Here is a 19,222-nt window from a genome sequence, read left to right on the forward strand (position 1 = left end):
GCCGCTTCAGTATGTGGTGTCGCGGCGATTCTGCCAGCGCCAGTACAGCAGGTAGACCAGCGCCAGGCTGGCGGCCAGGGCGCTGGCGCCGAGCAGTGCGCGGTAGTGCCAGTGGGCATAGCCCAGCCCGCCGAGGATGCCGCCGCCGATGAAGCCGCCGATCAGGATCAGGTACAGCAGGATGCGCCGGCGGTCCGCCGACTGCCCGCGCAGCTTGAGGCCGAGCATGATGCCTAGGTCGGTGAACAGCCCGGTGACGTGAGTGGTGCGCACCACCGCGCCGCTGTAGGTGCTGGTCATGGCGTTCTGCAGGCCGCAGGCGGCCGAGGCCAGGTAATGGCCGAAGTCGTTGCCGCGCTCCAGCATCAGCATCGCCAGCAGCAGGGCCAGGCTTTCCGCCAGCAGTGCCACGCCATAGCGGCGGCCGAGCTTGAGCGACTGGTGGCCGATCACGCAGCCGCTGATGGCTGCGCCGAGCACGAAGCTGAGCAGGATCAGCAGCAGGTGCAGGGCCGCGCCGGTGTCGCCCTGGGCCAGCTCCACGCCAAGCAGGCTGGAGCTGCCGGACAGGTGCGAGACACCCTGGTGGTTGAAGCCGAGCAGTGCTATGGCGTTTACGCTGCCGGCGATCAGCGCCAGGCAGAAGCCGCCGATTTCCACCCAGCGTGGCAGTTGATTGATCATGGCGAGACGTCCCCCCGGCGCGTCGTTACCTGCTGTTATGCCGCAATCGCCGCCGTCGCGCCATCCATCCTTAGGAGAACACCCGTCGCGTCAGCGGCAGGGCGCCGAATGCGGCCACCACGAACAGACTGGCCGCCAGGCATAGGGCCAGCGGCAGGCCCTGCGGGCCGATGCCCATCAGCGCGCCACTGAGCAGCGGGCCGAGCAGGCTGCCGACACCCCACAGCATGCCCACGCAGGCGTTGGCGGTGACCAGGTCGGGGCCGCGGAAATGCTGGCCGATCAGCACCAGGGCCAGGGTGTAGATGCCGCCGGCGGCGGCGCCGAGGATCGTCAGGGCCGGCCACAGCAGTTCGCGCTGCTCGATCAGCCAGGGCAGCGCCAGGCCGATGGCCAGGGTCACCAGGCCGCAGGCCAGGTGCAGGGCGCGCCGTTCGACGCGGTCGGAGAGCCAGCCCAGAGGTACCTGGCAAAGCATGTCGCCACCGAGGATCACGCTGGCCATCAGTGCCGCCACGCCGACGGCCCAGCCATGCCCGCTGGCATACACCGGGAACAGCGACAGCACCACCGCATCGAAGAAGGCGAAGAACAGCACGCCCAGGCACAGCGCCGGGGCGACGCGGACGAAGCCGAGCAGGGAGAAGCGCCGTGGCGCTTCCTCCGCCGTCTCCGACCAGTCCGCCGGCAGGCTGTGCCAGACCAGCGCCAGGGCCACCAGGTTGGCGGCCACCACCAGCAGCACCGGCCAGGCGCTGGCGGCACCGAACAGGCTGATCATCGCCGGGCCGCCGAGCTGGCAGCCGGTGAAGCAGGCGGCGTAGAGCGCAACGATCTGGCCGCGCTTGCGCTCGTCGCACAGCTCGTTGACCCAGGACTCGCCGAGGATCACCAGCACACCCATGCCGACGCCGAGCAGCAGGCGCGCGCTGGCCAGCAGCGGCAGGCTCGGCTCGGGCAGCAGCAGGGCGGCGCTGGCCAGCAGACACAGGGCGAAGCAGGCGAGGTACAGCTGGCGGCCGCTGAAACGGCGACACAGGCGACCGACCAGCAGGGCGCCGAGGATCATCCCGGCCGCCGGCATGGCCGACAGCGCGCCGATGGCCAGGCTGCCGGCGCCGGCCTGATGCAGACGCAGGGCCACCAGCGGCAGGGTGGCGCCCATGCTCAGGCCGACCACGGACACGGCGAAGATCAGCACGCCGAGCAGATAGCGAGGGTTCATGTCTCTCTCCAGCCCGTTTGCGGCCCGGGCGCGGCCAATAAAGCGAAGGTTGCCCACGCCGAGGGGCGGGACAGGTAACGAGGGCGCGGGGGAGTCGTGGCGCAAGCGCCGGCGTGACTCAGCGGTGGGCGGCGGGAGGCGAGAAGGTGAAGGCGAACAGCACGCTGCGGCGGCGACGTTGCAGGGCATCACGCGGCCAGGTGCGCGCCAGCAGCCGCGGATCGGGCTGGGCGGAGCAGGGCAGGTGGGCTGACGACGACATTGCAGGCGGTTTCGCTGGATTCGGCGGGGCGCGCAGTCTAGGGCGCGGGTTGGCCGGGGTCAATGCGCGGCGGACGGGCTGTCTTTTGCCGGCGCATGACGTTAAGGTGGCCGCCGATGGTTCCGCCCCTCGTGGGTGGATGAAAAGGGAACAGGGTGCGGCGCATGTCGCCAATGCCCTGGCTGCCCCCGCAACTGTAAGCGGCGAGCGAAGCCCACATGCCACTGACCTTCGGGTCGGGAAGGCGGGCGGAGCGTCGAGCCGCGAGCCAGGAGACCTGCCATCGCACCTCCAACCACCTCCAGATTACCGCGCGGTGGGCGCGGAAAAGGAATCCTCATGCATATCGAACCGGGTGTCGTCGAAGGCGCCAAGATCTTCCTCAGCTATGCCACGGCCGTCGCCGGCCTGGGCCTGACCGTCAAGCTGGCCCGTGACAGTATTCGCGACAACGGCGGGGCCCTGGCCCTGGCGTTGCGCAGCCTGATTGCCAGCGTTCTGGTGTTCGGCTTCTTCGAGGTCCTGCCGCATCACCCGGTAGGCGTCTCGGAAGTGCACCTGATCCTCGGCTCGACCCTGCTGCTGCTGTTCGGCGCCGGTGCGGCGGCCATCGGCCTGGCCGTCGGGCTGCTGATCCAGGGCCTGTTCTTCGCCCAGTTCGACCTGCCGCAGTACGGCATGAACGTCACCACCCTGCTGCTGCCGCTGTGGGGCATCCACCTGCTGGCCAAGCGCATCATCCCGGCGCGCACCGCCTATGTGGACACCCGCTACACGCAGGCGCTGGCACTGTCCACCGCCTACCAGGGCGGCATCGTCGCCTGGGTGGCGTTCTGGGCGTTCTACGGCCACGGCTTCTCCAGCGAGAACCTGGCGTCGGTCGGCAGCTTCGGCCTGGCCTACATGAGCGTGGTGCTGCTCGAACCGCTGATCGACCTGGGTGTGCTGGCCGCCGCCAAGGCTCTGTCGCGCTACAGCCAGGGCCCGCTGTTCAACGTGCGCCTGCACCAGCCGGCCTGACCCTGCCGCGCCGGACCGCCTGGCGGTCTGGCGCCTCCCTCGCCGGCGCTGGGTGCGTGACTCAGCGCCGCTGCCAGATCATCCTGCCGGTGTTGCTCTCGGTGATCAGGTAGGGCGTGTCGAAGCGATAGCGCGCCGCCGGCTGGAACTCCGTCGCCCCTTTCAACTGCACCAGCAGCAGGCCCTGCTCGCTGCGCCAGCGCCCGCTGTAAAGCAGCTCGCCGGGGCGGTCGTAGCTCCATTCGCTGCCGCCAGCCACGCTGCGGCGCCATTGTTCGATGCTGCCGTCGGCGCGAATGCGCAGGGTGGTGACCGTGGTCAGCGAGGCATATTCCAGGCCCTCGCTGTTGGTCATCTGTTCGTAGACCCAAGTGCCGATCAGCGCCGGGTCCTGCCGCGGGTCCGCCTGCGGCGGGGCAGTGGCGACCCGCTGGAACAGCGTCTCGCGCAGCAGCGTCTGGCCGCTCTGCGGGTCGCGCGCGGCCAGGCTGGCGGCGAGCATGTCGTTGGCGTAGTTGGCATTCATGTTGGCCAGCACCTGGCCGGAACCCGGCGCGCTGATCTGCACCTGCAGAGCCTGGCCATTGAAGTGGCCGCTGACGCGGAAGCGCTGCTGGTCCTCGATGTACTCGCCTTCCACCTGCTGCCCCTGGCTGCGCAACACCAGCTCCACCGGGCGCTCGTCGAGGGTGCCCTGGTAGCGCCCGTCGAGATCGGCGGCCAGCAGGGGCGGGCTGATACAGGCAAGCAGGCAGAGAAGCGACAGGGCGCGCATGTTTAGCTCCCGGGGTGTCCGAGCTCTAAGCCTAGAAGCTGACGCCCGGCTGTGCCTGCCGGTTGTGTCGGGACTGGCGGGCCACCTGTCGCACGGCGCAAGATAGAGCCGTTGCCAAGCCAGGAAGCTGTCCCGTGACTGTCATGTCGTCTACCGATTTCATCGTCGCCACCACGGCCGAGGAGGCCGTCGATCGCCTCGCCGCCCTGCATCGCCAGGCCACCGATGCTCTCAGCCTGGCGCTCAAGCGCTACCTCAAGGAGCGCACCCTGCCCGGCGAAACCGAACGCGCGCTGTTCCGCTACCCCGAGCTGCGTCTGACCTACCTCTGCCAGGGCGAGGTGCCGAGCAGCGTACGCGCCTACGCCAAGGTGCAGGTGCCGGGCACCTACCGCGCCACCGTGACCCAGCCGCTGGCCTTTCGCGGTTACCTGCTGGATCAGCTGCGGCCGCTGATGGAAGACTTTTCGGTAACGGTCGAGGTCGGCTTCAGCCAGCAGAACATTCCCTATCCCTATGTGGTCGACCAGGGTGACGAGCTGTCCGGCTCCGGGGTGACCGCCGCCGAGCTGGCACGCGTGTTTCCCAGCACCGACCTGTCCGCCGCCACCGATTCGGTGGCTGACGGCCTGTACGGCTGGGGTGACAGCAGCGACCTGCCGCTGGCGCTGTTCGATGCGGCGCGTACCGACTTCTCGCTCAAGCGCATCCAGCACTACAGCGGCAGCGACTGGCGCCACGTGCAGCCGTGGATCCTGCTGACCAACTATCACCGCTACGTCGACCAGTTTATCCGCCATGGCCTGGAGCAGCTGCGCGACAACCCGCGCTTCGTGCGCATGGTGCTACCGGGCAACGTGATCATCGAGCGCGGCACCTCGGAGGAGGATGCCCAGGCGGTGGCCGACGCAGTGGTCTGGCACCGCTACCAGATGCCGGCCTATCACCTGATCGCCAGCGACGGCCACGGCATCACCCTGGTCAACATCGGCGTCGGTCCGTCCAACGCCAAGAACATCACCGACCACCTGGCGGTGCTGCGCCCGCACTGCTGGCTGATGATCGGCCACTGCGGCGGCCTGCGTCAGTCGCAGACCATCGGCGACTATGTGCTGGCCCACGCCTATATGCGCAGGGACGGCATTCTCGACCGTGTGCTGCCGCCGCACATTCCCATCCCGGCCCTGGCCGAGGTGCAGCAGGCGTTGCAGGAGGCGGCCGCCAGCGTCACCGGCGAGCGCGGCGAGACCCTGAAGAAGCGCCTGCGCACCGGCACCGTGCTGACCTACGACGACCGCAACTGGGAGCTGCACTGGGCCCATGAGCGGCCGCTGATCAACCTGTCGCGCGCGGTGGCGGTGGACATGGAGAGCGGCACCATCGCGGCCCAGGGCTATCGCCTGCGGGTGCCCTACGGCACCCTGCTGTGCGTGTCGGACAAGCCGCTGCACAGCGAGATCAAGCTGCCCGGCTCGGCCACCGGCTTCTACCAGCGCGCGGTCAGCCAGCACCTGGCGATCGGCATCGCCGCACTCGACCTGCTGCGCTGCCAGCTCGACTCGCTGCATTCGCGCAAGCTGCGCAGCTTCGACGAGCCGCCGTTCCGCTGATGCGCTCTGGCGCACATCCAGGGGCTCGGGTCGCGCGGGAGGCGTCCGGCTTGCGTTAGGCTGTGCGCCTTGCGGTCATGACAGGGAGCGTTGCATTCATGGACCAGGCCAGGAGCCTGCTGCAGGGCCTGTGGGAGCCTTTCAGTTTTCTACCGTTGTTTGGCTACAGTTGCCTCGGCGTCCTGCTGGGCCTGGTTGGCGGCCTGCTTGTGGCGCTGCAGTTGCAGCGCCGCGGTTGGCTGGGGCGGCGCAAGCGCTGGCATCATTGGCTGCTCAAGCTGTACTTCCTGCTGTTGCCTGCCGGCGGCGCCTTCCTCGGCCTGCAGGCCGGCCTGCTGTATGGCGGCCAGCAGCAGATCTACCGGCACCTGGACAGTTACGCGCCGCTGGTGCAGGGCGTCGCCGATGATCTGTGGCGCGATTTCGAGGCTTACCTGCAAGCGCAGAATCAGCAGGCGCTGGTGCAGGAGCTGCAGGCCAGCAGCGTGCAGAGCGTGCTCAATCATCTGGCTGCGCAGTACCTGCAGGCGGAAATGCTGGCGCGGGCGCCGCTGCTGGAGCAAGCCAGCCTGACCGAGCGCATGGCGTCGGGCCTGCTCGATCTGCTGCAGGCGGCCATGCTCGAAGAGCTGGTGCGCGACACCGTGGCGCAGCAGGCCGACAAGTACATCGGGGTGGATCGCAAGGTGGTGCTGGCTGCGCTGGATGCGCGGGTCGAGCAGCTGTTCCAGGCCGACTTCCTGCTCGATCTGCTCAAGCGTCAGATCGGCCAGGTGTTCAAACCTCTGTACCTGTCGCTGCTGCTGTTCGCCGCGCTGCTGCTGGCCATGATCGCGACGGAGATACTGCTGTCGCGCCGGCTGCGGCAGTGGCACTCAGCGCTACAGCCGACTCTCGCGCAGCCGCAGATGCAGCAGGGGGAAGGGCCGGTCGGCCCCATCCAGCGCTGAACGGCCGATCTGTTCGAAGCCCTGGGCCAGGTAGAAGGCCAGGGCGCCCGGGTTCTGTTCGTTGACGTCGACCAGGCGTACGCCGTCATGCTCGATGGCGTGGCGCAGCAGTGCCTTGCCCAGGCCGTGGCCGTGCTGTGTCGGGTCGACGAAGAGCATTTCCAGGCGATCCTCGGCGGTGCCGCAAAAGCCCAGCACCCGGCCGCGCTCATCGCGCAGGCAGGTCAGGCGCACCAGGTCGAAATACTGCTCGGCGAGCATGCGCCGGTAGAACTGGATGTCCTCCTCGGCGAGGAAGTGGTGGGTGGCGCGTACCGCCGCCTCCCACACCTGCAGCAGGGCCGGCCGGTCGGTGCCATCGACCGCGCCCAGGTGCCAGGCCGGGGCGCGGCGCCAGTGCAGCAGTTCGCTCACCGGCTGGCGTCCAGCACCACGCGGTAGCGCGCCTTGCCGGCACGCAGGTGGTCCAGTGCGGCGTTCACCTGGCTCATCGGGAAGTGTTCGACCTGCGGCAGGATCTGGTGGCGGGCGCAGAACTCCAGCATGGTCGCCATGCTCGACGGCGAGCCTACCGGCGAGCCGGACAGGCTCTTCTGCTGCGGAATCAGGCTGAACACGTGGGTGGGAATCGCGTTGGGCACGATGCCGACGAAATGCAGGCGGCCCTTGCCGCGCAGGGTGGCGAGCATGGCGTTCCAGTCCAGGTCGGCGCTGGCGGTGACCAGCAGGAAGTCGAGGGTGCCGGCGATGGCCTTGAGCGCCTTGCTGTCGGTGGATGCCACCACCTTGTGCGCGCCCAGGCTCATGGCCTCCGCCTGCTTGCTCAGCGAGGAGGTGAAGGCGGTGACCTCGCAACCCCAGGCGTTGAGGAAGCGCAGCGCCAGATGCCCGAGGCCGCCGATGCCGACCACGCCGACGCGGTCGGTGGGCTTGATGTCGAACTCCAGCAACGGGCTGAACACCGTGGAGCCGGCACAGAACAGCGGGCCGACCAGCGCCGGATCGAGCCCCGCCGGCAGCGGAACGGCCCAGGCCCAGTGCGCGCGCAGGCGATCGGCGAAGCCGCCGTGGCTGCCGACGATGGTCGGTTTCACCGTGCGACAGAGGTTGTGTGAGCCTTCCATGCACGAGCCGCAATGCATGCAGCTGCCCTTGTACCAGCCGATGCCGACGCGCTGGCCGAGCTTGAGGCCGCGCGCCTGCTCGCCGACGCGGACGATGGTGCCGACCACCTCATGGCCGGGGATGAAGGGATAGCGGGCGTTGCCCCACTCGTTGTCGATCATCGACTGGTCGGAATGGCAGATGCCGCAGTACTCCACGGCCACCTCGACCTCCTCGGCGCCCAGCGGGCCGGGATCGTAGCTGTGGCGTTCGAGCGGCGCGCCCGGTGCGGTGGCGGCCCAGCCGGTGAAGGTGGCGAGTTCATGGCTCATGTGCGGCGTCCTCTGCGGTCGATGCGATGGCAGCAGCTTAGCCGGATGTGCGGCGCTGCGGCACATCATCAACGCGCTTGATGATGCTCAGTTAAACTGCGCGCTTTCCCTCAGTCGCGGAGCCCGCATGGCGCGCCCACCCCGTCCTTCCCAGCCCCGTCATCCCGCCCCGCGGCGGGTGGCCAAGGCGCCGCCGGCCGCGCCGCGGCTGATCATGCTGAACAAGCCGTTCGACGTGCTCACCCAGTTCCAGGACGAGCAGGGCCGTGCCACCCTCAAGGACTTCGTCGCCGTGCCCGGGGTCTACCCGGCCGGGCGTCTGGATCGCGACAGCGAGGGCCTGTTGCTGCTGACTAATGACGGCCGCCTGCAGGCGCAGATCGCCGATCCCAAGCACAAGCTGGCCAAGACCTACTGGGTGCAGGTGGAGGGCGAGCCGAGCGAGGAGCAGCTGGTGCAGCTGCGCAATGGCGTGCAGCTGAATGACGGCCCGACCCTGCCGGCCGAGGCGCGCCGCCTGGACGAGCCGCTGCTGTGGGAAAGAAATCCGCCGGTGCGCTTTCGCAAGAGCGTGCCGACCGCCTGGCTGGAGCTGGTGATTCGCGAGGGACGCAATCGTCAGGTGCGGCGCATGACCGCCGCCGTGGGCCTGCCCACCCTGCGCCTGGTGCGGGTGCGCATCGGCCCCTGGAGTCTGGATGGTCTGGCGCCCGGGCAGTGGCGTGAACTGGAGCCCAGGCTGCGCTGAGGTCGGCTCAGTAACCGGCCTTGATCACGCTGATGCCTTTGTTCAGCACTTCGCGCCAAGCACTGCGAATGCTTTCGTTGAACTGCTTGTCGTGGCCGGAAACGGTCAGCAGCAGGGCATCCAGCCACAGGTCGTAGAGTTCCGGGCGAATGTCCAGGCGACCGCGCGAGTGGCTCTCGCCCAGGGCACGCAGCTTGCTGTCGGACATGCCGCGCGCGTACATCACCAGGTTGAGGATGCCCTGGCGCAGGAGCAGTTTCTGCGCCGGCATGTCGGTCTCGGCGAATTTGGCGCGGATTTGCGGCGAGCTGTCGAGGAAGCTGCGATAGAAGTCGTCGAAGAAAGTGGGGCTGGCGCAGCAGCGTCCATAGCTCTGCATCACCAGGTCTGCGGGGCTCATGATAACTCCTGTAAATAGCGGGAAGGCAGCGTGCCAGACGCTGCCGTAGGTCAGTCAGACGTCGCTCGCGCGACTGGCGACACCCTCAGCCGTGGATGCCGCGGGTCATCTCGATGATGTAGGTGATGATCGGCTTGGCCAGGAAGGCGAACAGGCACAGGCCCAGGCCGAGGAACAGGATGGCGGTGCCGAGACGGCCGGCCTTGGACTTCTTGGCCAGGTCCCAGATGATGAAGAACATGAACAGCATGAGCCCGCCCACCAGGACGTACATCATCAGGGCTTCGAACTGTTCGGTTTCCATCTGGGCCTCTCGGAAATGCAGGGAATGGCGACGGGGCCGGCATTATACGCGCCTCGTCGGCCACTGCAGCATTTGCCGCGCGGTTCAGCTGCGCAGATGCTCCAGGGGTAGCTCGGTGCTGGACAGCACCTGGTTGAGCACGAAGCTGGAGCGCACGCTGGTGACGCCTTCGATGCGGGTCAGCTGGCCGAGGAGGAATTTCTGGTAGTGGTCCATGTCCGGTACCACCACCTTGAGCTGGTAGTCGGCGTCCATTCCGGTCACCAGGCTGCACTCCAGCACTTCCGGGCACTGGCGGATCACTTCTTGGAAATGTTCGAAGCGCTCCGGGGTATGGCGGTCCATGCCGATGAGGACGAAGGCAGTCAGCGACAGACCGAGTTTCTTGCGGTCCAGCAGGGCGACCTGGCGCACGATATAGCCATCGTCTTCCAGTTGTTTGACCCGCCGCGAACAGGGCGATGGCGACAGGCCGATGCGTTCGGCCAGCTCCTGGTTGGAGATGCGCGCGTCGTGCTGCAGTTCGGCGAGGATGCGCAGGTCGTAGCGGTCCAGCTTGTTCATGGCAGGTCTTCTTTGTTTGCAGATTGCGCTGATCAATCTAACAGTGAAGAAAAATTGCGCAAGTCATGTTTGATTGAGCAATATTAGCAATAATTTGGTGCCCCGGCCTCGATAAGCTTTCCCTCAGTTTCATGGCCCGGACGACATGTCCAACCGCGCTGCCCAATCAGGCGCCGCGGCGCCGGCGATCCTACCGGGTCGCGCAGGCTCCCGGGTCCGCACCGCCCAACCAGGCGGGCGAGGAAAGCGGTGACACGATCGCCAGTGCCGGACACGAAAAAGGGGAGGCCTAGTGCCTCCCCTTTTTCTTGCCTGCCAATCAGGCCAGGCCGCTCAGGCGCAGCAGCCACCAGGCGAGGATCAGCATCTGCGCCAGCAGGCCGGCAAAGCGTAGCCAGACGAACAGCGGGCCGGTGCTGATCAGGTGCATCGCCGACTGGAACAGGCGCGCGCCCAGCAACAACAGCGCCAGCGGATCGGTCAGGGCGGTCTGCCCGGCGTGCATCGCGTAGAGCAGCACGGCCGCCTGCAGCGGCAGGTTCTCCAGGCAGTTGGCGTGGCTGCGCACCAGGCGCTGGCCAAAGGCGCTCGGCGTGTTGCTGCCATCCGGGGCGAAGGCGTTGACCTTCATCCGCCCGCCGAGCACCAGCAGGCCGCGTTGGTTGATGATCAGGAACATCAGCAGCAGCGGCCAGGCAACCAGGCCGAGCAGGGCGATGGCGGAGGGGGACAGGTTCATGGTGACGCCTTTTGTTGTTGGTTTGCCACGCAGTCTAGTGTTTTTAGAGTATTTGCTCTAGTTGCTCGCGCCGTTCGCCTGCGCTTGCCGGGAGGGGCTCAGCTGGCGCCGAAGAGCTGCTGCAGCAGGTACCCGGCGAGGAAGGCCAGGGACGCGGCGGCACCACCGGTGAGCAGGGTGTAGAGCCCGGAGCGCAACAGCGGCTTGGCGAACACCAGGCTTTTCAGCATGCCGATGGAGAAGAACACGGCGGCTGCCAGCAGCGCGCTGATGAGGAACTGGCGTTGCATGTCCAGGCGGGTGAAGAACAGCGGCAGCAGCGGCAAGCTGCCGGCGAGCAGGAAGGTGGCAAAGGTCACGGCGGCGGAAACCAGGGGGGCCGGTGGCGCCTGCTGCAGGCCGTATTCCTCGCTGAGCATGGTCTCCACCCACAGCTGGCGATCCTGGCAGATGGTCGCGACTATCCTGTCCAGTGTTTCGCCGCTGAAGCCCTTGCGCGCGAAGATCTGGCGGATCTCTTCCCGCTCGCCGTCGGGCACACGCGCGATGTGTTCTTCCTCGGTAGCCCGGGCCGTCTCGCGGAACTCGTGCAGGGCCTTGACCGCCTCGTAGTTGCTCACGGCCATGCTGAAGCCGTCGGCCAGCAGGTTGGCGAAACCCATGATCAGCGCCACCGAGGCCGAGAAGCCGGCGCCCACTGCGCCGGCGACGACGGCGAAGGTGGTGACGCAGCCGTCGATGGCCCCCAGCACGGCATCGGCGACATAGCGCGGCTGCAACGGCCGGCTCAGGCGCTGTTCGATGGCGGCGGGCTGGTGCTGACGATGCAGCGTTTCGAGGCTGGTCTTCTTCATGGTGCCGGTTCGCGCTTCAGTCCCGGATGCAGCATAAGCGCGAACCTGCCTTCGTGCCCGTGGTGTTCAGGCCGCGGCTGCCGTCGGGGTCGCGTAGGCCAGCACCTGGGCGCGGGGGAACTCGCTGCGGATGGCGTCTTCCACCTGTTTGCACAGGCTGTGGCTCTGCTGCAGGCTCAGATCGCCTGGCAGCTCCACATGCAGCTGGACGAACCAGTGGGTGCCGGAGATACGCGTGCGCAGGTCGCTCGTACCCAGTACCCCGGGTACGCCACTGGCCAGCAGGTGCATGCGTTCACTCAGCTCCGGTGCCAGCTCCTCGTCCATCAGCACGGCGACGGCCTCGCGCACGATGCTCACCGCGCTCCACAGGATGTAGGCGGCAATCCCTAAGCCGAACAGCGGGTCCAGACGCTGCCAGCCGAAGCCGGCCAGCACCAGGGCGAGGAGGATGCCGCTGTTGAGCAGCAGGTCGGAGCGGTAGTGCAGCGAGTCGGCGCGTACCGCCGTGGAGCCGGTGACACGCACCACGTGGCGCTGGAACAGCAACAGGGCGACCGTCATCGCCAGCGACAACAGCATCACCGCGATGCCCAGGGTCTGGGCGCCGAGTGGTTGCGGGTGCTGCAGGTGATCAATGGCCTGCACCGCCACCAGCACCGCGCTGGCGCCGACGAACAGGGCCTGGGCCAGGCCGGCCAGGGCCTCGGCCTTGCCGTGGCCGTAGCGGTGATCCTCGTCGGCCGGGCGCAGGGCGTAGTGCACGGCAATCAGGTTGAGCAGCGAGGCAGCTCCATCCAGCAGCGAGTCGGTGAGGCCGGCGAGCAGGCTCACCGAGCCGCTCAGCCACCAGGCCACGGCCTTGGCCAGGGCCAGCAGCAGGGCGGTGGCGAGCGCCGCCCGGCTGGCCAGGCGCATCAGGCGGGCGTGTTGCGGCATTAGGGTCTGCTCCCGTTTCGGCGCGAACCGCGTTGCAGCGTAAAATCGCGCCAGGCTAGGCGCGGGACGCAGGCAATGGTCATTCCCTTGCCAAGTCCTGCAACGACGCATGGCGCGATTTTACGCGCAACCCAAAGGGACGGGCCCGTTTTGGCGCGGAACGTCGTTACTCGCCGGCTCATTTGGACGACCAAACTTCGCGTCTCGCGCCTAGCCCCGCGCCAAAACGGGCTCCGTCGCGGTCGCGGCGAAACGGGAGCAGACCCTAGTGTCATGGCAGTTCCGGCAGGGCGTAGATGTAGTCCAGCACCGGCGCCGGGCGGCCCATTGCGGTCAGCGCCGCGCTGATCTGGCCGCGATGGTGGGTGCCGTGGTTGACCAGGTGGGTGATGATCTCCAGGCGCGAGCGCTGCTGGGGTTCGCCGGCCATGTTGCGGTAGGCCAGCGGGGCCAGCAGCTCGACATCGACCAGCCCTTCCAGGTGGTCGCGCCAGGCGGCCACGCCGGCCTCCAGGTAGTTTTCCAGCGCGGTGCGCTCGGCTACCGCCTCGGCATCCAGGCGGGCGAACGGCTGCGCTTCGCCGCGCACCCGCGCCAGCCAGATGCGATCGGCCACCGCCAGGTGGTTGAGGGTGGCGTGGATGCTGCCGAAGAACAGCCCGCAGGGCGCGCGGTACGGCGCTTCGTCCAGGCTCGCCAGCTCGCCGAGCAGGCGCGCGTAAGACCAGCCGTGATAGGCCAGCAGGCGCTGCAGGTGAGTGGCGAGGTGCTGCATCAGGCCTCCGCGCGCAGGCCGTAGGCGGCCAGTTGCTCGATCTTGCCACTGTGCTGGATCAGGCGCGGGTCGTCCAGCGGCAGGTCGCGGCCCAGCTCGCGCTGCAGAATGGCCTTTAGCTTGAGGTTGTCGACGCGGCCGTCCGCGCCAATGGCGTCTTGCAGCTTTTCCGGGGCCAGCGAGTACTGGTTGTTGGGCAGGTAGATGGCGCCGGTGGCGAAGTCGATGCCGAAGGCGATCAGCCCGGGGATCACGTAGAACAGGATGCCGACGGCATTCAGGCCGGCTACCACGGGGTCGATCTTGCCTTCGATCTGGCCGCGGCGATCCGGGAAGAACAGGGTGCCGCAGGCGGTCAGCTGGGTGACCAGGGAGAGAGCGACGACACTGCCGATGATGCGGGTCTTGCTGGGCATAAGCACCTCCGAGAATTGAGGACGGCACTATAGCAAGGCCGCCGATGCAGTTGGATGCGCGAGCGCTGCCGTGGTTCGTATAATCGCCGGCCAATCGGAGAAGCCATGAACCGCCTGCCCATCGACGACGTATTGCCCGCCCTCCGCCAAGCCCTGGCCGAGCACCACGAGGCCGTGCTGGAGGCGCCACCCGGTGCCGGCAAGACCACCCGCGTGCCGCTGGCCCTGCTCGGCGAGCCCTGGCTGGCCGGACAATCGATCCTGATGCTGGAGCCGCGTCGCCTGGCCGCCCGCGCCGCTGCCGAGCGCCTGGCCAGCGAGCTGGGCGAGAGCGTTGGCGAGACGGTGGGCTATCGCATTCGCCTGGACAGCAAGGTCGGCCCGCAGACCCGCATCGAGGTGGTCACCGAGGGCATCCTTGCCCGCCGCCTGCAGGACGATCCGGCGCTGGACGGCGTCGGCCTGGTGATCTTCGACGAATTCCACGATTTGCTGATTGCACATAAATCATCATTTTACTGTCAAAAAATCACGGCCCACCCAGCACAGCCCTTGGGCTGAATCACCACTCTACGGAGCCCGTCGTATACTGCCCCCCCCTGATTTGGGAGCCTCGATGATTCCTCTACCTATTGACCAAGTATTGCCAGACCTTCGAGAGGCCTTGGCCGCGCGCCATGAAGTCATCCTCGAAGCACCTCCTGGTGCGGGCAAGACCACTCGCGTGCCGTTGGCGTTGCTGAACGAGCCTTGGCTTGGTAACCAGAAGATCATCATGCTCGAACCTCGCCGGTTAGCTGCTAGGGCGGCTGCCGAGCGTTTGGCGAGTGAACTGGGTGAGAGGGTTGGTGAAACAGTCGGCTATCGCATCCGTCTGGAAAGCAAGGTGGGGCCTCTCACCCAGATCGAAGTAGTCACCGAGGGTATCCTGGCTCGCCGGCTCCAAAATGATCCTGCGCTGGATGGTGTGGGCGTGGTCATCTTCGACGAGTACCACCTGCGAAACCTCGATTCAGACCTTGCCTTGGCCCTGTGCCTGAGTGGCCGTGAACTGCTGCGTGATGAGCCCCCGCTGAAGCTGCTCCTGATGTCCGCAACACTGGAAGGTGCTCGCCTTTCAAAGCTGCTGAATGACGCGCCAGTAGTCACCAGCGAAGGACGGATGTATCCGGTCTCGACAGTCTGGGGTAGCCCATACCAGCCGGGCGAGCGAATCGATGCGCGAGTCGCAGACACCTGCTTGGCCGCAATCAACGAACAGTCTGGAAGCGTTCTAGTTTTCCTTCCTGGGCAGGCAGAGATTCGGCGGGTGGCGGAGACTCTCATGGAGCAGTTGAGCAGCAGCCCAGACGTGATTGTATGCCCACTGTACGGTGATCTCGACTTGAACGCCCAGCGTGCTGCTATAGACCCAGCACCCACGGGCTCCCGGAAGATCGTGCTGGCCACGAACATCGCTGAGACAAGCTTGACCATCGAAGGTGTCAGGGTGGTGGTGGACAGTGGTCTTGAGCGTGTGCCGAAGTTCGACCCTCGTAGCGGAATGACCCGACTCGACACGCAGCGTATCTCGAAGGCCAGCGCCACTCAGCGTGCGGGGCGGGCAGGACGATTGGAGCCTGGTGTTTGCTATCGTCTGTGGTCGGAGTCGCAGCACGAGCAAATGTCCGGCTACAGTACCCCCGAAATCCTGCAAGCCGATCTCGCACCCCTGGCCCTCCAATTGGCTCGCTGGGGAATGAAGCCAGAAGAGATGACCTGGCTCGATCAACCTCCTTCTGCTCCTTTCGCTCAGGCCCGAGACCTGCTCAAGCGACTGGGCGCACTCGATGATGCTGGACAGTTCACGCCACATGGATCGGCCATGAGCGAGCTCCCAGCGCATCCACGAATCGCCCACCTGCTTATCAAAGGCAACGCGATGGGCCTGGGTGACCTGGCTTGCAACATCGCGGCGCTTTTAGGTGAAAAGGACATCCTTCGTGGTGGAGGTGCTGACCTTCACACAAGGCTGAGTGCGCTGTCAGGCGAGCAACTTTCACGTCGTAGTGGTGGTTTCCTCCTGCGGGTGAAGCAGTCTGCTCGGCAGTACCGATTCCTGTTACATGGAAAAGCCACTAGCCCCGTCAGCGAGCCAGATCACCCTCGATGGGTAGGATGCCTTGTAGCGTTCGCTTACCCTGATCGGATCTGTCTGCAGAGGCGTTCAAGCGCGTCCGAGTATCGTCTTGCTAATGGGCGAGCAGCTGTCTTCTCGGAGCCAGATGCCCTCACGAAACATCAGTGGTTGGTAGTTGCCGATCTGGGCAGCCGGCAAGGTCAGCGTGAAGAGCGAATCTATTTGGCGAGCGACCTCGATCCGGTCTTGTTCGACATTGAGCTAGCTGGTCTCGTGAGGTCGGTCGACGAGGTTGATTGGGATGATAAAGAAGGTGTGCTCAAGGCAGAGCGGCAGCTGAAGGTGGGGCAGTTGGTGATCACTACAACACCGCTGCCTGATCTCGATGAGCGAGCCCGTTCGCTGGCCTTGGTCAACCTGGTGAGGCGCAAGGGTATCGAGCTCCTGCCCTGGAATCCTGAGCTGCGGCAGTGGCAAGCACGGGTGGAGCTGCTGCGTCAGTTGGAAATCCAGAATGGCCAGCCGGCGAGCAAATGGCCTGATCTCAGTGACAGCAATCTTCTAGGCACGCTGGAAGACTGGCTCACGCCATACTTGGGCAAGGTCACCAGGCTCAGTCACTTCAGCCAGCTAGATCTGTCCTCGATAGTCAGAAATCTCCTGCCTTGGCCGCTTCCTCAAGAGCTGGAAGCCCAGGCACCTCAGGCGATCCAAGTGCCGTCCGGGTCGAGTATTCGCATCGACTACTCGCAGCATCCACCCATCCTCGCTGTACGGCTGCAGGAGCTGTTTGGCCTGGCAGAAACTCCACGGATCGCCCAAGGCAAACAGCCGCTGATTCTTCACCTGCTATCGCCGGCCCGCAGGCCCGTGCAGGTCACCCAGGATCTGGCGAACTTCTGGCGAAGCACCTACGCGGAGGTGAAGAAGGATTTGAAGGGTAGATACCCCAAGCATTATTGGCCTGAAGATCCATTGGTGGCCGAGGCGACGGCCAGAGCTAAGCCAAGGAAGATCTGAATGATGAGACTGAAGCCCCCAGTAAGCGTCTGGCCAACACACTTCCCCTGTTCTTCCAGCTAGCGGCATGGTGTCACCTGTTTCTGGTGGACACCATTTCAAGCCCCTTCTCGTTTCAGTGAGCCGTGATATAGGGTTCAGATTGAAACCCGCAGACGTTTGGCGCGCTCCTTGAATGCACGCTCACCACCTTCTAGGATCTCGCAGACGTGCTGCCTAATGAGCGGGTTTTCGAGGCTACCGCTCACGTAGGTCATGAGCGGTAACTTGCCAGGTCTATGCGACCCGCACTTAGCCACGATCACTTGATCCGCGTCAGTGTTGACCACTAGGTTGGCGTTGTGCGTCACGATAATGATCTGACGCCGCTTTTTAGCATCACGGAAGCGATATACCAGCTCTTGGAAGATCGATTGAGGGTCTAGGTTCTCCTCTGGCTGGTCGATGATCAGCGGACGGTCGTCTTCCGCATCAATGGCTAGGTACAGCAGTAGTAACACGATGCCGCGTGTGCCAGGAGACAACTGCTCAATATCGACGCCGTCATACTGCAAGCCGTATCCGACAGTGATGTGATCGGTGCTGTAAAGCCAGTCTGAAATTTCGCGTGCCCAAGCGCGGAATTCAGCATTCTCAGGCATGTGAGTTCTGAGCGCCGATTCATTGGTTTTCACGAAGTCTAGTAAAGCTGTGGCAGCTTGGGTGGCGTCACCTGTCGCCCAGGCTGAAAGCAGTCCAGCTTGTGCGGATCGGAACAATTCGCCGCGGCCTTTGAAGGGGCCGTTGGTGCGTAAGTCCAGAAGGCTTTCACCTTTGGCAGCCCATCCGGCTAGGTCGACGACTCGACGTACCGAGAATGATAGCTTTGAAAGGGAGCCGGCGGCCCCATCAATACGAGACTTGGAAATGTGCAACCCGTTTCCCTGCTGAGCACCGAAGTCGGCGGTCGAGCTGTACGCCAGGTGATGCTTGCCATTGAGTACGGACTGCCGGTCTGACTGAGCCGCTGCTCTTGCTTCCGGAAAAGATATCTTGGGGCTTTGGCTCTGCGTCTGGCTGCGTCAGTATGGGCAATCACGAACCCAGGCGTATGCTGCCAGAGGAGTCGTGGTTCCAATGGAGACAGAAATGACAATGCCGAACGAGCGCTCTCGCGCGGTGATAATGACTCGAGACTTTCTCGTTGAACTGTCCCGAGATAGCAGCCTGCCTGAAAAGGTGCGGCGAGATGCCAAGTTCCTTTTGCGGCACTTCCCTACACAGGACGATGTGTTTCTGGCAGGGCGAATAGAAGAGCAGTCGGAGACCTTGCCACTGGGGGCTTTGGGACCAGTCTTCAGCTCCTCAATTACAGGCTAGGTATATCGCTCGGCGGGGCAGAAATGATAAAGGCGGCCTTAGAGGCCGCCTCGAACCAAGTTTCATCACCGGTACAGCGCCCGGGAGAGGAAGCTCTTGGGCTGCAGACATAGAGTAGCTGCAGGGGATTGCAAAACCAATTCATTTTACTGGGGGCTTTGGAACGGAGGCTTCCCAGGTGCTCACAAGCTCATCTACCCGATCTGGGATCTGTGGCGACTTACTGAGCACAAAACAGCGGGCGGTACCGACATACTCCTCAATGAGGAAAAGGCTGTCCCCGACGTCGACACCGAGCTCTTGGAGCACCTCGTCGGGAATGTGAAATAGCTCCGTCGCCATCCCAGTCTTCGATGACCAACTGCATCGATTTCATCTGCTCTGGCCGGCCAATGAAGACTCTTCCCGAGAAAATCCTGGACATCATTCAACAGCTTCCAGAGGGTGAAATTCTGACACCAGGCAGATTCCTGCATCAGGGGAATCGACATGCTGTGCAGCGAGGGTTCTCTCGACTGGTCGAGGGTGGAATGCTGTTTCGCGTTGCTCGGGGCTTTTATGTTGCAGCAGTCGAAACTCGGTTCGGCGTGCGCGCACCGGCACCTGAGACGGTCGTCCGCTCATTGGCAAACGTGCGGGGTGAGTTGATAGTCGCCACTGGGGCTAGCGCCGCAAACAAATGGGGGCTGACAACGCAGGTTCCTATTCGGTATGTCTTTCTAACCACCGGACGTTCTAGGGAGCTTCAGGTTGGCAAGTCCACCGTATCGATTCGGCATGCGCCTCAATGGTTAATGGCTCTTGGCGCTACTGGAGCGGGGGACGCCATCCGAGCATTGGTTTGGCTTGGCGAGGCAAGCGCGGGGGATGCAGTTTCCAAACTTCATGAGCTGCTACCCGAGAGCGAATGGGGTGCTCTTGTGTCAGCTCACCGCTCGTTACCTATCTGGATGGCGAATGCAATCTGCGCTCAGTCGAGTTGCACCTGCACCCACCCTGTCAAGTTGGGCTAGCGGTTAGCTG

23 protein-coding genes, 2 pseudogenes and 1 riboswitch are annotated in these 19,222 nt (G+C 65.1%); of the genes and pseudogenes, 9 read left to right on the forward strand and 16 right to left on the reverse strand.

From position 1 onward, the window contains the following. Nucleotides 1-6: 6 nt before the first annotated feature. The 3 genes from PA6_RS15455 to PA6_RS23840 all read right to left on the reverse strand — a co-directional run bounded on the left by PA6_RS15455 (nt 7) and on the right by PA6_RS23840 (nt 2,171). Nucleotides 7-684, reverse strand: coding sequence for a YoaK family protein (locus PA6_RS15455; protein ID WP_021701875.1), 678 nt, complete (start codon nt 682-684; stop codon nt 7-9). Between the two features lie 70 nt (nt 685-754). Further along, on the reverse strand, nt 755-1,909 hold the full coding sequence (locus PA6_RS15460; RefSeq protein ID WP_021701876.1) for an MFS transporter: 1,155 nt from the start codon (nt 1,907-1,909) through the stop codon (nt 755-757). 118 nt (nt 1,910-2,027) lie between these two features. Then, complete coding sequence (locus PA6_RS23840; RefSeq protein WP_167629370.1) at nt 2,028-2,171, reverse strand: hypothetical protein; 144 nt, start codon at nt 2,169-2,171, stop codon at nt 2,028-2,030. A gap of 100 nt (nt 2,172-2,271) precedes the next feature. Continuing rightward, nucleotides 2,272-2,470, forward strand: a riboswitch (cobalamin riboswitch). A gap of 40 nt (nt 2,471-2,510) precedes the next feature. Between PA6_RS23840 and PA6_RS15465 the strand changes: the two genes are divergently transcribed. Further along, nucleotides 2,511-3,191 (forward strand): energy-coupling factor ABC transporter permease, encoded by a 681-nt coding sequence (locus tag PA6_RS15465; RefSeq protein WP_021701878.1) that lies wholly within the window; start codon nt 2,511-2,513, stop codon nt 3,189-3,191. A gap of 61 nt (nt 3,192-3,252) precedes the next feature. On the opposite strand, the gene PA6_RS15470 is transcribed toward PA6_RS15465, so the two are convergent. Further along, nucleotides 3,253-3,966, reverse strand: coding sequence for a hypothetical protein (locus PA6_RS15470; protein ID WP_021701879.1), 714 nt, complete (start codon nt 3,964-3,966; stop codon nt 3,253-3,255). A 143-nt stretch (nt 3,967-4,109) separates the two neighbouring features. Between PA6_RS15470 and amn the strand changes: the two genes are divergently transcribed. Both amn and PA6_RS15480 read left to right on the forward strand, forming a co-directional pair. Further along, on the forward strand, nt 4,110-5,576 hold the full coding sequence (gene amn / locus PA6_RS15475) for an AMP nucleosidase (RefSeq protein ID WP_043216774.1): 1,467 nt from the start codon (nt 4,110-4,112) through the stop codon (nt 5,574-5,576). Between the two features lie 98 nt (nt 5,577-5,674). Then, a complete protein-coding gene (locus tag PA6_RS15480) occupies nt 5,675-6,526 on the forward strand; it encodes a hypothetical protein (protein ID WP_021701881.1) in 852 nt (283 codons plus the stop codon). Here PA6_RS15480 and PA6_RS15485 read toward each other — a convergent pair. Both PA6_RS15485 and ahr read right to left on the reverse strand, forming a co-directional pair. Further along, a complete protein-coding gene (locus PA6_RS15485; RefSeq protein WP_255209931.1) occupies nt 6,458-6,931 on the reverse strand; it encodes a GNAT family N-acetyltransferase in 474 nt (157 codons plus the stop codon). The two genes, PA6_RS15480 and PA6_RS15485, sit on opposite strands and share 69 nt — an antisense overlap. Nucleotides 6,932-6,936: 5 nt before the next feature. Next, nucleotides 6,937-7,962: an NADPH-dependent aldehyde reductase Ahr gene (gene ahr, locus PA6_RS15490; RefSeq protein ID WP_021701883.1), complete on the reverse strand. Its 1,026-nt coding sequence runs from the start codon at nt 7,960-7,962 to the stop codon at nt 6,937-6,939. Nucleotides 7,963-8,089: 127 nt separating this feature from the next. Here ahr and PA6_RS15495 point away from each other — a divergent pair, with 127 nt between their 5' ends. Beyond that, nucleotides 8,090-8,710 (forward strand): pseudouridine synthase, encoded by a 621-nt coding sequence (locus tag PA6_RS15495; RefSeq protein ID WP_081693996.1) that lies wholly within the window; start codon nt 8,090-8,092, stop codon nt 8,708-8,710. A gap of 7 nt (nt 8,711-8,717) precedes the next feature. On the opposite strand, the gene PA6_RS15500 is transcribed toward PA6_RS15495, so the two are convergent. From PA6_RS15500 to PA6_RS15535, 8 genes are all read right to left on the reverse strand, one after another. Further along, nucleotides 8,718-9,110 carry a globin gene (locus PA6_RS15500; RefSeq protein WP_021701885.1) on the reverse strand — a complete coding sequence of 131 codons (393 nt, stop codon included), beginning with the start codon at nt 9,108-9,110 and terminating at the stop codon, nt 8,718-8,720. An 85-nt stretch (nt 9,111-9,195) separates the two neighbouring features. Next, complete coding sequence (locus PA6_RS15505; protein WP_021701886.1) at nt 9,196-9,414, reverse strand: DUF2788 domain-containing protein; 219 nt, start codon at nt 9,412-9,414, stop codon at nt 9,196-9,198. An 84-nt stretch (nt 9,415-9,498) separates the two neighbouring features. Further along, the gene (locus PA6_RS15510; RefSeq protein WP_021701887.1) at nt 9,499-9,978 is read right to left on the reverse strand and encodes an Lrp/AsnC family transcriptional regulator; all 480 of its coding nucleotides are present in this window, start codon (nt 9,976-9,978) and stop codon (nt 9,499-9,501) included. A gap of 319 nt (nt 9,979-10,297) precedes the next feature. Further along, a complete protein-coding gene (locus PA6_RS15515) occupies nt 10,298-10,717 on the reverse strand; it encodes an MAPEG family protein (protein ID WP_021701888.1) in 420 nt (139 codons plus the stop codon). Between the two features lie 98 nt (nt 10,718-10,815). Continuing rightward, nucleotides 10,816-11,571: a VIT1/CCC1 transporter family protein gene (locus PA6_RS15520; RefSeq protein ID WP_021701889.1), complete on the reverse strand. Its 756-nt coding sequence runs from the start codon at nt 11,569-11,571 to the stop codon at nt 10,816-10,818. A 66-nt stretch (nt 11,572-11,637) separates the two neighbouring features. Next, the gene (locus tag PA6_RS15525) at nt 11,638-12,510 is read right to left on the reverse strand and encodes a cation diffusion facilitator family transporter (protein WP_021701890.1); all 873 of its coding nucleotides are present in this window, start codon (nt 12,508-12,510) and stop codon (nt 11,638-11,640) included. Nucleotides 12,511-12,781: 271 nt separating this feature from the next. Then, nucleotides 12,782-13,285 carry a DinB family protein gene (locus PA6_RS15530; RefSeq protein ID WP_021701891.1) on the reverse strand — a complete coding sequence of 168 codons (504 nt, stop codon included), beginning with the start codon at nt 13,283-13,285 and terminating at the stop codon, nt 12,782-12,784. After that, nucleotides 13,285-13,701, reverse strand: coding sequence for a hypothetical protein (locus PA6_RS15535; protein WP_021701892.1), 417 nt, complete (start codon nt 13,699-13,701; stop codon nt 13,285-13,287). The genes PA6_RS15530 and PA6_RS15535 overlap by 1 nt, the downstream gene beginning before the upstream one ends. 105 nt (nt 13,702-13,806) lie before the next feature. Here PA6_RS15535 and PA6_RS15540 point away from each other — a divergent pair. Continuing rightward, nucleotides 13,807-14,190 (forward strand): annotated as a pseudogene (locus tag PA6_RS15540) (DEAD/DEAH box helicase); the annotation flags it as partial. A gap of 127 nt (nt 14,191-14,317) precedes the next feature. After that, nucleotides 14,318-16,840, forward strand: a complete 2,523-nt coding sequence (gene hrpB, locus PA6_RS15545) for an ATP-dependent helicase HrpB (RefSeq protein WP_021701894.1) — start codon at nt 14,318-14,320, stop codon at nt 16,838-16,840. Nucleotides 16,841-16,977: 137 nt separating this feature from the next. Here hrpB and PA6_RS15550 read toward each other — a convergent pair whose 3' ends face one another. After that, nucleotides 16,978-17,754 carry an AAA family ATPase gene (locus PA6_RS15550; RefSeq protein ID WP_021701895.1) on the reverse strand — a complete coding sequence of 259 codons (777 nt, stop codon included), beginning with the start codon at nt 17,752-17,754 and terminating at the stop codon, nt 16,978-16,980. Here PA6_RS15550 and PA6_RS24810 point away from each other — a divergent pair. Both PA6_RS24810 and PA6_RS24250 read left to right on the forward strand, forming a co-directional pair. Continuing rightward, nucleotides 17,749-17,838 (forward strand): antitoxin Xre/MbcA/ParS toxin-binding domain-containing protein, encoded by a 90-nt coding sequence (locus PA6_RS24810; protein ID WP_169728649.1) that lies wholly within the window; start codon nt 17,749-17,751, stop codon nt 17,836-17,838. The two genes, PA6_RS15550 and PA6_RS24810, sit on opposite strands and share 6 nt — an antisense overlap. A gap of 136 nt (nt 17,839-17,974) precedes the next feature. Then, nucleotides 17,975-18,199 carry a BPSL0761 family protein gene (locus tag PA6_RS24250; protein WP_306303623.1) on the forward strand — a complete coding sequence of 75 codons (225 nt, stop codon included), beginning with the start codon at nt 17,975-17,977 and terminating at the stop codon, nt 18,197-18,199. Nucleotides 18,200-18,340: 141 nt separating this feature from the next. Here the strand turns inward: PA6_RS24250 and PA6_RS24255 are convergent. Beyond that, nucleotides 18,341-18,566 (reverse strand): annotated as a pseudogene (locus PA6_RS24255) (AbrB/MazE/SpoVT family DNA-binding domain-containing protein). A 25-nt stretch (nt 18,567-18,591) separates the two neighbouring features. Between PA6_RS24255 and PA6_RS24260 the strand changes: the two are divergent. After that, on the forward strand, nt 18,592-19,212 hold the full coding sequence (locus tag PA6_RS24260) for a DUF6088 family protein (RefSeq protein WP_003246765.1): 621 nt from the start codon (nt 18,592-18,594) through the stop codon (nt 19,210-19,212). Nucleotides 19,213-19,222: the final 10 nt, after the last annotated feature.

The sequence above is a fragment of the Aquipseudomonas alcaligenes NBRC 14159 genome, from assembly GCF_000467105.1.
GTDB lineage: Bacteria > Pseudomonadota > Gammaproteobacteria > Pseudomonadales > Pseudomonadaceae > Aquipseudomonas > Aquipseudomonas alcaligenes.

Bases quoted from the DNA above. Each gene is read 5' to 3' on its own strand.
- PA6_RS15455 (WP_021701875.1), bottom strand. From the start codon at position 684: ATGATCAATCAACTGCCACGCTGGGTGGAAATCGGCGGCTTCTGCCTG.
- PA6_RS15460 (WP_021701876.1), bottom strand. From the start codon at position 1,909: ATGAACCCTCGCTATCTGCTCGGCGTGCTGATCTTCGCCGTGTCCGTG.
- PA6_RS23840 (WP_167629370.1), bottom strand. From the start codon at position 2,171: ATGTCGTCGTCAGCCCACCTGCCCTGCTCCGCCCAGCCCGATCCGCGG.
- PA6_RS15465 (WP_021701878.1), top strand. From the start codon at position 2,511: ATGCATATCGAACCGGGTGTCGTCGAAGGCGCCAAGATCTTCCTCAGC.
- PA6_RS15470 (WP_021701879.1), bottom strand. From the start codon at position 3,966: ATGCGCGCCCTGTCGCTTCTCTGCCTGCTTGCCTGTATCAGCCCGCCC.
- amn (WP_043216774.1), top strand. From the start codon at position 4,110: ATGTCGTCTACCGATTTCATCGTCGCCACCACGGCCGAGGAGGCCGTC.
- PA6_RS15480 (WP_021701881.1), top strand. From the start codon at position 5,675: ATGGACCAGGCCAGGAGCCTGCTGCAGGGCCTGTGGGAGCCTTTCAGT.
- ahr (WP_021701883.1), bottom strand. From the start codon at position 7,962: ATGAGCCATGAACTCGCCACCTTCACCGGCTGGGCCGCCACCGCACCG.
- PA6_RS15495 (WP_081693996.1), top strand. From the start codon at position 8,090: ATGGCGCGCCCACCCCGTCCTTCCCAGCCCCGTCATCCCGCCCCGCGG.
- PA6_RS15500 (WP_021701885.1), bottom strand. From the start codon at position 9,110: ATGAGCCCCGCAGACCTGGTGATGCAGAGCTATGGACGCTGCTGCGCC.
- PA6_RS15505 (WP_021701886.1), bottom strand. From the start codon at position 9,414: ATGGAAACCGAACAGTTCGAAGCCCTGATGATGTACGTCCTGGTGGGC.
- PA6_RS15510 (WP_021701887.1), bottom strand. From the start codon at position 9,978: ATGAACAAGCTGGACCGCTACGACCTGCGCATCCTCGCCGAACTGCAG.
- PA6_RS15515 (WP_021701888.1), bottom strand. From the start codon at position 10,717: ATGAACCTGTCCCCCTCCGCCATCGCCCTGCTCGGCCTGGTTGCCTGG.
- PA6_RS15520 (WP_021701889.1), bottom strand. From the start codon at position 11,571: ATGAAGAAGACCAGCCTCGAAACGCTGCATCGTCAGCACCAGCCCGCC.
- PA6_RS15525 (WP_021701890.1), bottom strand. From the start codon at position 12,510: ATGCCGCAACACGCCCGCCTGATGCGCCTGGCCAGCCGGGCGGCGCTC.
- PA6_RS15530 (WP_021701891.1), bottom strand. From the start codon at position 13,285: ATGCAGCACCTCGCCACTCACCTGCAGCGCCTGCTGGCCTATCACGGC.
- PA6_RS15535 (WP_021701892.1), bottom strand. From the start codon at position 13,701: ATGCCCAGCAAGACCCGCATCATCGGCAGTGTCGTCGCTCTCTCCCTG.
- hrpB (WP_021701894.1), top strand. From the start codon at position 14,318: ATGATTCCTCTACCTATTGACCAAGTATTGCCAGACCTTCGAGAGGCC.
- PA6_RS24250 (WP_306303623.1), top strand. From the start codon at position 17,975: ATGCCGAACGAGCGCTCTCGCGCGGTGATAATGACTCGAGACTTTCTC.
- PA6_RS24260 (WP_003246765.1), top strand. From the start codon at position 18,592: ATGAAGACTCTTCCCGAGAAAATCCTGGACATCATTCAACAGCTTCCA.